The following is an 18,701-nucleotide window of genomic DNA, read 5'->3' on the forward strand; positions in this document are numbered from 1 at the left end:
AAAGATTAGGTTGTAAAATAACACCAAAAGCCCTGTAAATTTTGGGGCTTTTGGTATAATTAGGTAATCCTTCAATTACTCAACTTTCACCAATCGCTTGGTGATTATTTCAAATCCAATCTGAACCTGTACTTGATATAACCCGGCACTCAAGGTCTGAAGATTTACATTTCGGATAAATCCTCGCTCCTGATAGCCACTCTCCTCAAAGACAAGTTTTCCTGCTGAATCAAATACTTTAATGCTGACATCATTGGCCTGGTTCAAGTCCACCTTGATATTGGTTTCCTTGGAGGCAGGATTAGGATAAATCGTCACCTGATTTGCTCCTATTTCTCTTGTGATCCGAATCTCTCTGGAAATGCGCTGTCCTACCCGATCGATACTGCTCACCGAGATGCTGTATTCGTGGCGAAGTTCCCCTGCTCCAATCCAGATTACCTGGTTGCCATCCAACTCAAAGTCATCTGATGCCTCGAGTTGATAGATATGGATACTGTCTGCTTGATCTTTTGTCTCCAAAGTTCCAATCACCTGGCCTTTAGCCTGATTTTTAGCTATTACCTCATTACTCAGGGTGATATCAATCGGCATCGGTTTGTCCTGCACCAACAAATACATGCTGAAGTTATCGATAGGGATCATACGATTAGAACTCAACTGCTTCACTTTCCCACTGATCTCATAGATACCCGGAACCAGCGGATCATAATCTTCCTCATTCCAGTCTACCATGATTTCCACGGTTTCCTCTCCCAGCTTGTACAATACCGTGTAATCCTTCAATTCCTTAAACGGAGTATTCCAAGCTACCTGAATCAAATCAGAAGTATTGATGGATTTGTTTTTGCCTTTTCCACCTCCATTTCCTCCTCCTTTGCCACCACCTTTGGTTCCTGCAACTTCTACTATCAATTCAAATTGACTTTGACTTGAATTCCCATAGGTATCTGTAGCTATAAAGGTTATTGTATAAGAGCCTACTTGATCAATCATCGTTCCTGGAACTGGCAGTTGTTCATAGGTAGCAACAGAACAATTATCAGTGGATGAGTAAATATTCCTGTAATCTGGCAAGCTAAAAGACTCTCCATCTTTCAAAATAGTAGTCTTTATAGATTTTGGCGTCTTGGCTATCCTTGGAGCTGTATCATCTACGACAGTTACTTTAAATTCAACGGTCCCGACATTTCCATCTCGATCCGTTGCAGTCAGTGTAACTGAATTCTTACCTATATCTGCACAAGTGAATGTAGATTTACTAAGTGTAAGGTTAAGTTTTCCTTTTGTACATTCTGTATAAGATCCTTTATCTACCTGCTTCGTAGAGATTGAGACAGAACCTTTCTTATCTAAAGAAACAGAGAGGTCTTCGGCAAAAGCATAAACCTTACACACTGGCTCTCTAATTACCACAATTGTTACGGTTGCTTGAGCTGAAGAGATGTTTCCTGCATTATCAGTTCCTATCAATCTCACATTATTCTCACCTTCATTTGCATCTGTAAATACATTTTGGTCAATAGATAGATTTATTGAATTACAATTATCATAAGAACCTGCATCAACATCTTCGGGAGCTATTGATACTGTTTCACCTTCCAAAATTTCAAATGTGAGATTTTGAGTAAATACTAATGGAGCCTCATTGTCCTCTACAGTCACCAATTGAGTAGCTGTTTCAGTATTGCCGGAAGCGTCAGTCACGGTCCAAGTCACCAAAGTCTCGCCTATTGGGAAGACAGCCGGAGCATCGTTGGTTACACTGGCAACCGAGCAGTTGTCATCCGTTACCGGAGTTCCAAGGATCACATCACTTGCTTCGCAGACTCCTGCATCCGTAGAAACAGTCACTGCTTCCGGTGCTGTGATCGTAGGTTTCTCAATGTCATTGACGGTAACCAGTTGCATGTCTTCAGCGCTGTTACCAAATTCATCGATAACCGTCCAAATCACTTCTGTGGTTCCGATAGGGAATATATCCGGCGCATTATTGCTGATATTGGCCAGACTCACTGGTCCTGTGAAAGTTGGAGTACCTAAGTCTGGTATCGTAGCTTCGCAAACTCCCTCATCTGTGCTAACCGTCAAATCATCAGGTGCAGTGATTGTTGGTAAATCACCTGCAATCACCGTCACTTTCTGAATATCTTCAGCACTATTTCCCTTAGCGTCAGTTGCTGTCCAAGTAACAATAGTCTCTCCGATTGGGAAGATTATTGGTGCATTGTTTTTAATCTGAATCTCCGAGCAATTATCAGAAGCTATTACCTCACCCAAACTCACTTCAGCAGCCTCAGTCTCCCCTGGATTAAGATAAATAATCAAGTCCTCAGGTGCTGTGATTGTCGGTTTCTCCAAATCATTAACAGTAACCAGTTGAGTAGCAGTTTCGGTATTGCCGGAGGCGTCTTCTACTATCCAAGTCACTAGGGTCTCGCCTATTGGGAAGACAGCCGGAGCATCGTTGGTCACGCTAGCAACCGAGCAGTTGTCATCCGTTACCGGAGTTCTAAGGATCACTTCACTTGCTTCGCAAACTCCTGGATCGGTGGAAACAGTTACTGGTTCCGGTGCAGTAATTGTTGGTTTCTCAACATCATTGACAGTGACCAGTTGGGTAGCCGTCTCGGTATTGCCGGAAGCGTCTTCTACTGTCCAAGTCACCAAGGTCTCACCTATTGGGAATACAGCTGGTGCATCGTTGCTCACATCTGCAACAGAGCAGTTATCATCTGTTACCGGAGTTCCGAGGATCACATTACTTGCTTCGCAAACTCCTGCATCGGTGGAAACTGTTACTGGTGCTGGTGCCGTGATTGTTGGTTTCTCGGTATCATTGACAATGACCAGTTGGGTAGCAGTTTCAGTATTACCCGAAGCGTCTTCTACTGTCCAAGTCACTAAAGTCTCTCCTACTGGGAAGACATTTGGTGCATCGTTGGAGACATTTGCAACCGAGCAGTTATCATCTGTAACTGGCGTACCAAGTGCCACTTCATTTACTTCGCAAACTCCTGCATCGGTAGAAACAGTTACTGCTTCCGGTGCTGTGATGGTTGGTTTCTCAACATCATTGACAGTGACCAATTGTGTAGCCGTTTCAGTATTATCGGAAGCGTCAGTCACGGTCCAGGTTACCAAAGTCTCGCCGATTGGGAAGACAGCTGGTGCATCGTTGCTCACATCCGCAACTGAACAATTATCTCCAGTTATAGGTGTTCCGAGTACTACTCCAGTTGCTTCGCAAACTCCTGCATCGGTAGAAACTGTTACTGGTGCTGGTGCCGTGATTGTTGGCTTTTCGACATCATTGACAGTGACCAGTTGGGTAGCCGTTTCAGTATTGCCCGAAGCGTCTTCTACTATCCAGGTCACCATTGTCTCTCCTATTGGGAAGACAGCTGGTGCATCGTTATTTACACTGGCAACCGAGCAGTTGTCATCCGTTACCGGAGTTCCAAGAATCACTTCACTTGCTTCACAAACTCCTGCATCGGTGGAAACCGTCACTGGTTCAGGTGCCGTGATCGTTGGTTTTAAATCATCCAAAACAGTGACAATCACATCAGCAGATGATTCATTTCCAGAATTATCCTTAACCGTAAAGATCAAAGTCTGAGGTCCAACTTGTGTGCAGTCAAATTCAGTTTGACTCAGGGTCATCTCGGCAATTCCACATTGATCGAAAGATCCGTTGTCAACCATTTCAGGGGAAACTTCCGCAACGCCATTTTCATCGAGATAAATCGAAATATCCTGCTTGACGATTGTCGGAGGAACTATATCTATAAATTCTCCGAAAATCAAATTATCCAAGTCGTCGAACTCCTGCGGATTGGAATTTTTGATCTCAGCCAAAATTCCATATTCAGGATTGACTACCGTCCAGTTGATGGATGTAGAAATCGCACTTTGCAAATCAACAGATACATTAACAAAATCAATCGGTATAGTGTCTGATTCAGTCACGTAGTAGAAGTGAACTTCGGCATCTGCTCCAAGGTCTCCTTCATTTTCGATGTCCACATAAATCTCTATAGACTCTCCTACCTCAGGACAATATGTGCTGAAATCTATTTTTGTAAAGAAAAGATTTGGCGCCTGTCCAACTACCAAAGCTCTGGTCGCTTCATTATTGGCATAGCTGACATCATCAGATTCCTGATCTACATCTATAATTCCTCTGATCACCTTGACGCCAGCTGTAGGACTACTGTAAGGAACCTCAACAGGAACAGTGCTTAATTGACCTGCTGCCAATCCATTTACTTGAATATCGTTTCCAATTGGAACATCATCTATTGTTACCCTCACTTTGAAAGGCTGAGCTCCGGCGACACCTATATTTTCAAAAGAAACAAAGAGACCTATTTCTTCATTTGGCTCTGGATTGAGCTCAGTTGGTGAAATATATTCCGGTAATATCCTGAGATCCGGCTGTTGATCTCTAACCCTTATTTCCCTTACCACTGAGTTATTTGCCTCATTGCACTCAATATAGATGTCATTTCTATCTATAGCCATTTCCAATTGGAAAATTCCGGCATCTCTAAAAACATATGGTATTGATACAACCTGACCCAATGAACCAAAACTTGGCTTGATCTCTGGAATGATTACATTTCCGATTTCTGCTCCGTCCAATAGAAAATCTACTCGGACATTATAAGCTGTAAATAATCCTGTATTCCTTACTCTTCCAGATAAATTCTGCTGAGTATCTACAAAGAAATTACCACTCCAAACCGAACCAGTTTGAACAGCAACCAAATCCACACAAAGTGGCATTCCCGCCTTGTTATCAAACTTGGTACTTTCCTCGATCAGATTATTAGGGTCAATTTCTACCAAAACTGAATGATTGCCATTTTGGAAAAGTGAAGTTTCAAACTGCACGGTAGTCTCTGCACCAATTTCCAATCCACCTGAGATGAGGACGATATCATTTCTGAACACCCCATTTTCCTCAATTCGGAAATTCACTTCTATATCCTCCACTACAGCGGCATTTCCATTATTTCTAATTTTTGCATTGATCAGGAAGTCTTGTCCTGACTCAGGTGAAGCCGGAGTTACTGAAAGTAAGGTATTGGTGATATACAGGTTAGCAATTTCGGCTGGAGGCGGTAAGTAGCGAACTGTTCGGGTAAAGACATTATTCGCTTCGTCGGCTTCTATTATTACTCCATCACCTATTGGTTCGTCAACTTTGATACTTATTTGATAATCTTCCGGATTTTCAAATTCCAAGGTAACCGGATAGGAAAGTTGACCGCATTGATCCAAGAAATCAAACTGTCTAGTGTCAACCAATTCGTCATTCAAATAGACATTCACAGAGAAGTTTTCAGTGACTGCCACACCCCCAATATTATCCACACGAACTGTGAACTGGAATGGAGCATCCATTCTACTAGTTGAACTTATGCTAGACCTTGAAGGAGTTAAATCAGGTGCTTCAGGATAGATCGTAAGACTTTTCCCCGCCGAATTATTGTTTCTGGTTTTATCATCTACCTGATTTGTGGGATCAGCAATTGCAGAGATTGAACAATTGTTTTTGCTGAAGCAAGAACCTGTTTGATCTGAAATTAGGGTTGTGAAATTGAAACTCAAAGACTCTCCAGGTGCTAGAGAAGTGATCGGGAAATCTTCAATAATTCCCTCGCAAGATTGAACTCTGAAAATGAAGTTGATGGCTGTCAGTTCTCCCACATTTGAAATCGTAGCAGTTCCGCTTACCTCACCTCCAGCGAAAGCCTCGGTCTGATTAAGCACGACTTCAGTTTTCAAATCAGGCTTTTCAGGATATGGAATTACCTCAACTTGGAAGCTTGGGATTTGGGCAGTGAGTGTATAATCTGTCACTGTACCTGTGAAGGTGTATATCCCCGGGGTACCCGGCATCTTGATATTTCTGCTAAATCCGCCATTTGAATTTGTGGTGGTTTGCGTACTACCAGTTTCATAGTTTAAGGTAACATTGGCACCGACAACGTTCGGATTTACCCCTTCGTCAATTCCAAAATACTGAGCGGTACCGGAAATAGTAACAGAGCTATTGACATAAACTGTATTGGTATTAGGATTGGCACTTACCTCAATTCCACCAGGCAAGACATAGTTTCCAACCAACACCGGCCTGATAGCGAAATTATTCAGTTCATTGATTTCCTCCAGTACATTGGTTTCATCTATCACTACTTTGATTGGATAGAATCCTGCTTCGTCAAAACTATATACCCAAGACAAATCTACATTTGAACGCGCCTCAAGCAGATTTACCGTGGTGCTGAAAATCAGATTCTCCCCGTCATATGCCGATACTACAAAGTCCTCTGCCGGGAAGTCAGAAAGATTCCTGACTCTGGCAAAAATGGTAATGGTCTCATTTTCGAGTGGCGTATCATTTGAGAAAGAGATGTTGTTGGCAAAGATGGCTATGTCCAAATTATTGACAGAGACATTTGGCGCATTGATTGGCTCAGTTGCCACCGTACAACCAATTTCATTTTCGACTTCTACATAAGCCTTCCAAGCCGTATTGTCTGATAAACCAGAAACATTTGCTGTGTACAGTTTACCATCTGCCAAATTTCCGTCACTAGGATCCAACTCTGACATTTCCACATTTAGTGAAGAATTTGGATCATTAGGATCAGCGTTTTGAGGCTCCAATACCAATCGTGGATATCCATTTTTTGGACTGAAATTTCCAAGGTCTCTATAAGAGATTGTAAAGTTAAATTCAGTCTCAGAAGTACCGATTTCCGGAGTAATCTGAAGTGTGGTAAGGCTACTTTCGCATACCACCGGTAAACATTGGCCAGAATAACAGTTGGTCCCTGGAGGACAGTTTGTATTCTCACACGGATCTATACAAACTCCATTGGCACAAATCTTTCCGTCAGGACAACTCACATTTTCACATACTCCATCAGGAGTCATGAAAATCTCCAATACCTGAAAGTCTTCAACTAAGAATGGGGAATACTCCCACTCGTATCCATTGGCAATAAATAGAATTTGCTCACCATAAGGCACCTGAACAATGAAATATCCATTGTAGTCTACTAAAGTCGGAGAGCTATTCACCACTGCCGAAGCAGCTATTGGTTCGCCCGTTACTATGTCTTTCACAGTTCCCAAAATGGTCAAATCAGGCTGAGCCAAGCAGAATCCATTAAAGCAGATTTCACCAGGCTGACACACAATTCCAGCACATGGGTCTGCTACGCAGTCTCCATTTTTACATGCAAATCCAGGTGCGCAAGTTGTGCCATCACAAAGGTCTGCTCCAAGCAGTACATCATAGCTCGCATTATCCGCTTTGATGATTGGAGATTGCATGGTAGCATAACCGACTTTCACAAACTGAATCGCATTATCGAGAATTACCTCAATGGTATATGCTCCTGTTTCATCAGTCGTAGTTGAAGCTCCTGCAGTTTTCACTGTAGCATTTGCTATCGGTTCATTTGTCAATTCATCCCTGACGATACCGGATATGGTGTAGAAGATAGTCTCACAGCGACCGTTTACGCAGACTTGGCCTGGCTGACACGAGTGGATCAAACACCAATTTTTGTAGAGCTCTACATTGTAGCTGGATCTGGAAACAGACATCGGAGGAGATTTGAACTCTACATAATCAAATCGTGAAAAATTGAGACTAAATCCAAAAGGAACTTTTGCAGTATATGTACCATCTGACCTACCGGATATTGTTTTGTAATTATCTCCAATTTCTATTTCTATGTTAGGGATAACATTACCGGTAATTTTATCTCTTACAGTACCTGATATAGTTAGGAATGGATCATTTACTACTATACAATCGCCATCCAAACAGTAGGTGCCTTCGGGACATATTTTATTAAAACAAAGATCCACTTCTGTAATACACCTGCCATTGAGACAGACTGTTCCCTGTGGACATTTGGTAATTAGACAAAGTTCATCAAATGTAAGGCATGCACCTCCTGCGCAAACAGTTCCCGGAGGGCAATCTATGTCCATAGAACAAGCTTGCTTACATTCTCCACCAACACAAGTTTTACCTATTGGACAAAGTATTCCTTCGCATGGATTGAATCGTAAATAGACATCGAAATCACTTTGACCTAAAACAATCGGGCCTAAAATAAACTCTTCATAATCTGAATTATTAAAAATAATGGAAGAGCCTTCCTTAAGTATGATTTCGTAATATCCATTAGCATCTGTAAATGTTTCGAATTGGTCTAATTCCAAGGTAGTCCCCAACACTCTTATGTTGGCAATGGGAACATTGGTATCAATATCTCTTACAATTCCAGAAACAAAAATATCTTCTAATGGTAAACAACGTCCTTCAAAACACTTAGTCCCAGGAAGACAGTCTATGTCCAGCGTACAATTAAGATAGCATTCTCCATTCAAACAAGACTGGCCAATTGGGCAAAAAGTGTCTTTACAAGGATTGAGTTGTAGGTTTACATTAAAATCAATTTGGCCTAATTCAATTGGACCTAAGGTAAACTCATCATAGCCTGTTTTACTAAATGTAATATAAGCTCCATCTTTAAGGCTAATTTCGTAATAGCCATCATTGTTGGTATTGGTTTCAACTGTGTTAAGACCTCGAATATTTCCTGTAACAAAAACATTAGAGAGAGGCTCATTGGTAATAATATCTCTTACAATGCCAGAAACAAATATATCTACTAATGGAACACAACGACCTTCAAAACACTTAGTTCCAGGAGGACAGTCTATATCTAGGGAACAATTAAGATAACATTGTCCATTGAAACAAGACTGGCCAATTGGGCAAAAGATTCCATCGCAATTCTTGGTTAGTACTACATCCAAACCATTTGTTGCTTCTAGAACAGGTTGGGAACTGAAGTTTTCATATCCTTCTAGTGAGAAGTAAATTACTTCTCCTGGTAAAATGTAAATAGAGTAAACGCCATTTCCATTGGATTTTATCAGCGATTCAAATGATGATTGGGTAAATACACTCACTTCTGGAAGAGGATAGTAAGTCACCACATCCCTGATAGTTCCTGTAACTAAAATAGGGTCTTCAAAACAAGTGCCTAGGGTACATGAAAATCCGGGAAGACATATTACTCCCTCGCAGAGATCTATTGCCGGTTGAAGAAAAACACCTAGCTCTGTCGATGGATCGGTAATCGGATCAGAAGAGAAATTCTCATAACCAGCCTTGGAGAAGCTAATTACTTCATTATAAAGTGCCAGAATAGAGTACGAGCCACTCTCATCTGTGAAGATGTCCTCTACCGAAGAGAGCGTTCTAACCAAAACCCCTGACAAAAGCTCATTGGTATCCGCATTCCTTACCGTTCCTGAAACTGAATAACTTTCAGGAAAACATCCTCCTTGATTACAAGAAGATCCTAGAGGACATGTAACTCCGTCACAGAGATCATCTATAGGCTGAAGCAAAACATCCAAATCGGTTGTATTACCAAGAATCGGATCAGAAGAGAAATTCTCATAACCAGCCTTGGAGAAGCTAATTACTTCATTATAAAGTGCCGGAATAGAGTACGAGCCACTCTCATCTGTGAAGATGTCCTCTTCCGAAGAGAGCGTTCTAACCAAAACCCCTGACAATAGCTCATTGGTATCCGCATTCCTTACCGTTCCTGAAACTGAATAACTTTCAGGAAAACACCCGCCTTGATTACATGCAAATCCTGGAGGACATGCAACTCCTTCACAGAGATCATTTATAGGCTGAAGCAAAACATCCAAATCGGTTGTATTACCAAGAATCGGATCAGAAGTGAAATTCTCAAAACCAGCCTTAGAGAAGCTAACTACTTCATTATAAAGTGCCGAAATAGAGTACGAGCCATTCTCATCTGTGAAGATGTCCTCTTCCGAAGAGAGCGTTCTAACCAAAACCCCTGACAATAGCTCATTGGTATCCGCATTCCTTACCGTTCCTGAAACTGAATAACTTTCTGGGAAACACCCTCCTTGAAAACAGGATTGTCCAAGCGGGCACTCAATGCCTGAACATTGACTTACTAATTCTAAATTCAAGATCTGAGGACCTGCCTCTGCTTGGACTACAACTTGAATTGGATTATATCCTTCAAAACTGATAGTAAGGAGTGAAAATGCTTCTACCTCGAAGGAAAACTCACCTGAAGCATCAGTGAATACATCCTCTGCTCCGTCTCTTGAGAGCTTAACCTCAAATAGTGGCACTTGTGTGTCAAAGTCGACTACAATCCCACTGACTTGAACTTTGTTTATTACACATACGCCCTCTTCACAGGAATATCCCGGCGAACAACTCACATTCAGACATGGATCCACTTCACCTACTTCATTTGCGCCAATACTTGGTGGTTGATTTCTAACCAAACCATCAATATCTACAGTGACTGATGGTAAAAATATCCCGGCACCTTGATAGGCCTCTTCGGTTGTGTACAGTGCTTCATCAGAAGTAAAAAGTGGATCTACATTCAAACTGCTGAAGTCTAAACCTCCTGTCAATGTATACCAAGCATCTAGGTTCGCCGCATCAGTAGAAAGCCATCTGGCTAAATTGGCTCCTGAGGTGAAGTAGCCGTTGTGGTTGATTTCTTCCAATCCGCTGGTATTGTTTATACGAATTGCATATCCGGTATTCGATTTGAAAATGTTGTTTTTGATTTTATTTCCAACACTTGCAAATCCTTCGGAGTATTCAAAAGCGGGGCCGGTTGTCAGCGTGCCCAAAACGTTGTTGTGAAAAATCTGGAAGTGGGCTGTATTAGAAATCAATAGAGCGGCTGATGTAGTGTTGTTCGTGAAAAAGTTATTAGTGATCAAAACTGGGGTTTCTACACTATTCGAGATTCCATTTGTAAATTCAGTTCTAGCCCCAAATATTTTATTTCCTTCAAATTCCAATCCATTGTTTATACTATTTAGAAGTACAGCTCTTCTTGAAGCGCTTGTAGATAAAGTATGGATTGTATTTCTCTTGATTATACCGCCGTATATTGGAGACACATTAATCCCCTCCAGCCTCCAAGATAGAATCTCATTATCTTCTATGCGTAAATTCGTCAATGGAGTGAATACATCATTTAATCTGAAATAAATTCCATAGGATCCTCCCTGAATCTTATTATTAATAAATCGGATATCATCTGCCGAAATAGGATTAAAATAAACAACCGCCCTTGAAATTCCAGTCAATGTATTTTCATTGCCTCTAATTTGACAATTTTCAAAAGTTAAATTTGAAATAGTATTGTAAGCTTCTAGAACCCGGGCATTGGCAGAGCCAATTGCGGAGGCTGTAGCCAAGGTCATATCTTTAAAATAAATGTGCTTGGCATTGTCAAAACGGACTACGTAATTCTCAATATTTACAACCGCCCATTGCAAAATCACATCATTGGAATTACCTGACTGAGATTCAAACCGTATTGAATTGGTACTGGAAGCTCCCAAAATGTCTGGGATTACGATTTGTTCATTGTAAGTTCCATTTGCTACTTTGAAAATTACCGCGCCCTCCACGCCATTGGTTTGAAGTGCAAAAACCGCGGCTCCAAAACTGATAAAGTTTCTTTCTCCACTCCCAACAGGGTTGATGGTGTATTCTCCAATTAAAGGTGAAATCGGCGGTCCATCAAATTCAACAGCTCCCCTACTTGGGGTATCTTTTCTTTCTGCACCATTGAAATCCACTGTAACCTCAGGAACAGGCAAACCCGAATTGGCATAGGCTGGTGCGGTAGAGGTAAGGTCAGTATCCGATGTAAAAATGGGATCAAAACTCAATGTATTGGTATCAAACCCCGTGGCAGTTTGCCATTCCGCAAGACTCCCAATTTCCGTATTAACCAAAATACCCAATACAGAACCTATGGTATAATACCCATTGTAGTCCCAGGCTTCAATAGGTTCGGAACTAAATACCCGAATAGCAGCACCTGAACCCGTCTTGATTAAGTTATTTATTACTCGAACCCCTTCTACACCTGCTAATCCTCCTGATGATTGAATACCTAACCCAGTTCCTGTGTTTAAGATACTGTTATGATAAAAATTAATGTGGGTCAAATTGGCCAATTCAACACTTATAGCCGCAGAAGAGGAGAAAAAGTTATTTGCAATCAGGCCTTTGTTTTGGCTGCTTCCAGTTAAATTTTGAAAATTACCGGCTCCTCCTGCTGCTCCTGGTGCTCCTGTTCCTCCTATAAACTTGTTTGAGGTCACTTGAATGTTTCCGGTAATGTTACTTAAAGATATTGATCTTGAACCGGTCACGACGGTTGTAAGGAGCACATCATTTTCTACAATGTTTAGATCGGATATACCCGACATAGAAATACCAGTTTGATTGGTATTCCTAACGCTATTTCCACTGACCGTGACTCCTGAGATTATGTTCTCAATCAATGCACGGGAGATATTTAGACCTTGATACCCACCTCTAAATTCACAATTATTAAAATTGATGTTCTCAGAATCTTGTAGTATTAAATAAACATTATTTCTATTGGCATTTGATCCAGACATATTGCCTCCAAGAAACCTGACGTTATCAGCTTGAAAATGATTAATACTACCAACGCCCACGAAATTTCTTCCTATTGTAGCATTTCCACCATTTACTGAAATTGTGAGGTTTCTTATTCTTATATGAGAAGTATTAGTTAGAGACCAAACGAAATTTTTTAAAGTACTTGGAGAGGCAAGAATAATTACATCGGTATTATTACCTGATGCTGATTCAAAGGTTATTGTATTCGCAATGGAACTTCCTTCTATATTACCCAGCTCTATTTGCCCGGAGTAAGTGCGGTTTGCTATCTGGAATATTACAGAAGCAGATATTCCATTGAAGTTTAAAGCTGCTGCTGCTTCCACTACCGATTTAAAATTCCGTTCTCCTGAACTGTTAAAATCAACAGTGTATGTCCCTGCCAAAGGAGCTTTAGGGATACCAATATATTCATCCGCACCGATGCTCGGAGTTGCACTCCTGGATTCCCCATCAATATCTGTTGGCACCTCGGATAGACTGGTACCTGAAGATTCAAAAAGCGTTGAAGTGGGCCGCAGATCAGTATCGGACACAAAAAATGGATTCCCAAAAAGTGAATTCTGTTCAAAAGAACCCGAGGCACTTTGCCATGAATTTAATGTAGGATATTCCGTGGTAGGAAAACCAGAGCCAGTTCGAACTAAATTACTCCCGGTATTGAAATAACCGTTGTGATCTAGATTCTCCAAACTTGCCAAACCTGGAGCGCTTGCAATATCAAGTACCAACCCTGCACCAGTTTTGATCAGATTATTGACAATACTTACTCCACTTTCCGATAATCCTACAAAATAAATCCCATGCCCAAACCCATAATTATTCAATGTGTTATGATAAAAATTGAGTTGAGAAATCAAGTCCAATCTAACGAGATGAATAGTACCTGAAGAAGTTCCAGCCACGAAATTGTTTGCCACAAGACTTTTAGTCCCTGAGGTATTGACTACGTCAGTTAGTCTCATTCCATATAAAGTGGACCCTATAAATTTATTTTTGAGAATCTGAACTGCACCTCTTGAATTGGCAAGGATAAGCGAGGAAGAATTTCCGGCTGAACTGCTTATTAACACATCATTTTCTTCAATCCTTGGAGCCGATAATCTACTGAGATCCATCGCTCCATATTGGTTGCTTCGAAATGTGTTTTCAGAAATCAGAATGCCTTCCGCTGGATTTTCAATGTCATTTGACCCAATTAGAATAATGCCAGTGCTTCCACCTGTAAATGAATTCCCAAGAAATTGTAAGTTCGATGAAGAAGATGCTAGATCCATATAGACTAGTGCTCTTGTATTAAGAGTACTAGTTGTATTCGGAGCAGTAAAAACAACATTTTCCACTATCAGGTCATTGATAGTGCCTGTTCCAGCAAGTATTCTTGAATTAGTAGCATTTATTGAGGTTAGTTTTAAATTTTTGAACCTTAAATGTGATGCTCCTGCAAGATTGACGGTGTAAATAGCTCCCGAACCTGAATTAAACCGAAGTTCTACATCCGCCGGATTCCCCGACTGACTCTGAAAAGTAATAGTGTTGGTCGATGATGCACCATTGATCGCATTCAGTACAACTTGCTCAGTGTACGTGCCAGTTTGAACATTAAAAACTACCGAGCCTGAAACACCATTTGTGGAAAGGGCTGAGACGGCAGCATTGAAATTTGCATAATCTCCCGTTGCTCCGATAGTGTAAGTTCCGGAGAGTTCCTGGGCTTTGGCCTGTTGGCCTCCGACCAGGAACTGTAAAAAAATACCTGCTAATACCGGAAATAAAAAACGATTTGTCGTGGTGTAAAAATTTCTCATCGCTATGAATGTTTTGATTTTCTCGTGGTTTTTGGGACTTATCTCGCTTTCAAAAACAGAAAGAGAACAGGTTCCCAAAGCAAAAATCAAAATCCCATAGCCATAAGAATATCAGAGATGTATCAAAGAGTAACACGGATGTAACATTCCGTAAAAAATAAAGCCCGAAGGATCTCTTCAGGCTTGTTTGATTTTAAATGGGCATTTTTGAAAATCAATAATACGTCCCAATCCAACCCATTTTGGAGGGATCTTTCAAATTTCTGATGGTAACCTTGGAAGGAAAAGATGCCCGAATGTCAGGATCTGTTTCATATACTTCATGAATGGTATATTCCACCCAATTGAAGCCCTTTTTCAGTTCAATATCAAAACTGTATTCAGTTTCCACTTCTGTATTTTCATCAGCATTGACACTGCTCTTACAAGTCATTTTGACATCAAAATCTTCCTCTACATACATCACTTCATAAAATGACCCTTTTATAGCATTGTTGTAACCGGAATCTTCTATCCATGGAATCAGGTCTTTATCAGATACTAAAAACACAGTACCAGCCCACTCCCCTTTTTTTGTCATCCGTACATAATCCTGGCTTGCGGCGGGTTTATCGAAGTTTTCACCAAAGGCTCTCTTGTCGTTACATTTGAAATAAAAATTAAAATAGAGTTCCATAATGGACATGGATTTGTTTTCGGCTGGGATATCATCCAAACTAATATTATCCAGATTTGCGGTAAACTGACCTTTTTTATCCACCGTGCCGATGGATATCGGATTTTCCATCCCAAAAAGCATAAGAACCAAATCCATTTGGAAATTTGGATGATTTTCGATTTTCCCAGTAATCTCCTGTGCGTTTGCGCAGAGAACAAAACATGCTAAACAGAACATAAAAACTAGCTTCATAAGAATGATTGATGTTAATAAACAGAGATACCTATGGAGCAAAAGTAGTTTTAACAGTGCCATTCCACTATCAAGGATGTATCAAAGAATAGCACTGATGTAACAGCCTTTGGAATTTGGCATAAGCCCGATTGTCATAATAATTCATGGAGGAATGGCTAAAGCCGCATTTCTATATATGGAAAGAAATCCAAACAGATTTCCCTCTAAAATTCACTCCCGCTTCACCTGGAGGATTGAATAATTACCACCTCAGCTCATTTCTATCCGTACCTGTCTGACAAAGGCCCAAAGCTCCTTCATCTCGATTCCATGACCTTTGAAAATAAAATGGTAACGCTTGTCCATGACAAACTCGATCTCCGACAGGTGCTCTTCAGTATTTAACTTTTCCCAAACTCGAATTCCTTCACGATCATAAATTCGGGAGTATCCAGAACTCATTTTTTCATTATAATCCAAATTCAACTTTTGATTGATCGACTTTAGCATCACGGATCCCGTGGCTCCTGCACCGTCCAAAACTTCAAAAGAAATTTGTTTGTCATCCTGCTCGGTTCCATGGTAGGTAGCAATAGCCCCGCTCATTCCCATTCCTTGTTTATGTCCAATAATCAACTTCCTTTGCTCCATTTCTCCGACTTTCTGAGGAATCCAATCACTTAACTTATCATTACTCATGGGAATCTGAGCTTCCAATCCCTTCGAGTTTTGTGTGGCTGATTTTTCAGAAGTATCAGTAAAAATCGAACCTGAAGGTGCAGAAGCTATTATTGGATTTGGATTAGAAACTTCCTTTCTTCCTTTTCCGCAGGAAAACAATAAGAGCAGACAAAAGAAGAATGGGCTAATTCTCTTCATTGAAGTACCGTGCTGATAGTAATTTTTGAAAACTTGAAAAGAACTTCAAACAGTAAAACCGGCTGAATTTTATTCAAGCAAAGCTATTTAAGTCAATCGGTAAAGAATCAGTGTCATGTATCAAAAAATAGCACTGGGGTAACCTCTCAAGAAATTCCTTTTGAAAAGCTATGATTCTGAAGGTGAAAGACAACCTCAGTTCCTCGCTCAGAATTAATTCCATCATGATCAAGAATCTCAAAATGATAGTTGAATTTTTCGCTTTCGTTAAAAAACTTAAGTCTATCAGAGGAAAGCGAAATTCCAATCGATTGTTTTTGGAGGGTTTGTTTTGACTTCCTTTTAGTTGATTCTTCCCTTCCTATTCCATTGTCTCGAATAGAAACTGTCACTCCATTATCAATTTTACCTACACGGATCAAAATGGATTTAGGTCCTCTTTTCGGCATCAAACCATGCCACACAGCGTTCTCCAAAAATGGCTGAAAAACCAATGGAGGAACTTTGGTGTCTCTGAGATTGATGCCACGCTCAACAGTAATCTTAAAATCTATTCCCTCCTCAAATCGGATCGCTTCAAGGCTGAGATAAAGCTTTGCTATGTCCAACTCTTCACCAAGGGAAATCTTAAATTCTCTCGAACTTTCCAGTACCATCCGGATCAGCTTCGCAAACTTATTGAGGTATAGGACTGCATTCTCTTTATCGCTTTCGATCAGAAAAACCTTGATCGAATTCAGTGCATTAAAGATGAAATGGGGGTTCATCTGACTCCGTAATGACTGAAGATGTAGCAAGGTGATTTGTTTTTCATAGTCTGCACTTAGTTTCGCCATTCGCTGCTCTTCAGCATCGGCTTCCAAAAAGGAAATTTTCTTTTCCTTCAACTTCAATTCATCTTTGAGGTTTTCATTTAACCTTTCTCGGAGGTCGTCATTTTCACGCAGCTTTTCGACCAAGACATTCTGAATTTCAATTTTATCCTCATACACCTCCCGCTGCTTAATTGCAAGCGCATAAGTATAAAGGAAGTTCTCTACCAATACCGCTAAATAATAAATATAATAATACTTGTTGGTGAAGGTTAGGGCCTTACCAAAAGTCAGATAGGCCAAAAGGAACGAAGAGACCCCCAAGGTCAAATATCCAACAAGAATAAAATAGCGAACCTTTTCTCCTGTTTTCACGGTGAGGTAAACTCCGTAAATCAGAAAAATCAGAGTGCATGGCATAAATACCAGGATATAGTAACCCCGCATCATGCCATATCCGTCCCATAAATACCTCCCTAAAACTAAGACTCCGAAAATCAAGCTCGTACTGAGAGCGTAGTAGGAGAAGAATCTTGTGAACTTTGGAAAATGCTTTCTGAAATTGAGAATCTCAATCAAGAAATATGAGAAAATCAGATAGCTGGCAAATTGAAAAGGAAAATTCAGATGAATGAAAAAGTCCGGAAATTCATTATTTATCGATTCGGTAAAAACCCCTTTTACTCGCTTAATCAAATTGATTGCATTGATCAAAGCATATAAACTATAAAACAGGTAAAATTTCTCTCGGCTTTTGACGAAAAGTAAAAAATGGTAAAGTGACAGGTAAAAAAGCACACTCGTAACAGCCCAGCCTAAGCCGTTATAATTGCTGTTTTCAAGGATATCTATAAGAGGGTATTTTTCAAAAAAATCCATTCAGACTAAATTTCAAGGATTCTGTAAAACCAGGCTTTTTCAATCGGGAGACTGGAAGTAATACCCCATTAATGAGTCTGACTTTTCCAGAAGTTTTCTCATAAGATTTCACCATTTCAAGGTTGACCAAATAGGAATGATGGATCCGATAAAATCGGAATTTGGTAAATAGATCACCAAGTAATTTTAGCCTTTTTGAAACCAAAATTTTCCCATCATTTCTTGTGTGGATATAGGAATAACTCCCCTCACTTTCACAATAAATCACCTCATCAGGATCAATCAAAATCAGTTGTTGATCTGTATTAATTGCTATTTTCTCCTTTTCACTTGCTTGAGTGGAAATAAATCCGGCTGTTTGTTGGATTCGTTTTTTGCTGATTCTTTCCAATAGACTTTCCAATTCTGAATGATCTACTGGCTTAAGCAAATAATCAAAAGCTCTTTCACGAATAGCTTGAATCGCATGCCCAGCATGGGCTGTCACAAAAATTACCTCAAATTTTCGACCTGGAAAGTGCTCCAAGAATTTGAATCCATCCAATCCGGGCATCTCAATATCCAAAAAAATACAATCAGGATTAAGTCCTCTTAATTTAATCAATGCTTCTTCCGCCTCGCCAAATTTACCTATGACTTCTACCGGATTTACCATTTGATTTAGCTCCCACTCCAGCGATATGATGGCCTTCGGTTCATCATCTATAATCACAACACGAATCATAAATTTCCCACAATTTGGTCTAACGAATAAGTCCTTTTTCCCAAAAACGAAGTATTAAAATATTGAATAGATTCCAAAAAACTAGCTGAATTCAAAACTTTTATAAAAAATAGCTCCATTTTTCCATTGAAAATTC

Annotated in this window: 5 protein-coding genes; all 5 read right to left on the minus strand. The window is 40.2% G+C overall.

The genetic code is table 11. The features are described from left to right. Window positions 1–75 precede the first annotated feature (75 nt). Window positions 76–14,379: a CARDB domain-containing protein gene (locus tag ACK4HU_RS14520; RefSeq protein WP_409807924.1), complete on the minus strand. Its 14,304-nt coding sequence runs from the start codon at window positions 14,377–14,379 to the stop codon at window positions 76–78. Between the two features lie 214 nt (window positions 14,380–14,593). Continuing rightward, window positions 14,594–15,289, minus strand: a complete 696-nt coding sequence (locus ACK4HU_RS14525; protein ID WP_409807926.1) for a hypothetical protein — start codon at window positions 15,287–15,289, stop codon at window positions 14,594–14,596. Between the two features lie 252 nt (window positions 15,290–15,541). Continuing rightward, a complete protein-coding gene (locus ACK4HU_RS14530; protein WP_409807927.1) occupies window positions 15,542–16,150 on the minus strand; it encodes a hypothetical protein in 609 nt (202 codons plus the stop codon). A 146-nt stretch (window positions 16,151–16,296) separates the two neighbouring features. Further along, a complete protein-coding gene (locus tag ACK4HU_RS14535; RefSeq protein ID WP_409807929.1) occupies window positions 16,297–17,841 on the minus strand; it encodes a histidine kinase in 1,545 nt (514 codons plus the stop codon). After that, window positions 17,828–18,565 (minus strand): LytR/AlgR family response regulator transcription factor, encoded by a 738-nt coding sequence (locus ACK4HU_RS14540; protein WP_409807931.1) that lies wholly within the window; start codon window positions 18,563–18,565, stop codon window positions 17,828–17,830. Before ACK4HU_RS14540 ends, ACK4HU_RS14535 begins: the two co-directional genes overlap by 14 nt. Window positions 18,566–18,701 lie beyond the last annotated feature (136 nt).

Origin of the sequence: Algoriphagus sp., assembly GCF_046296635.1 — a bacterium.
Classification (GTDB): domain Bacteria; phylum Bacteroidota; class Bacteroidia; order Cytophagales; family Cyclobacteriaceae; genus Algoriphagus.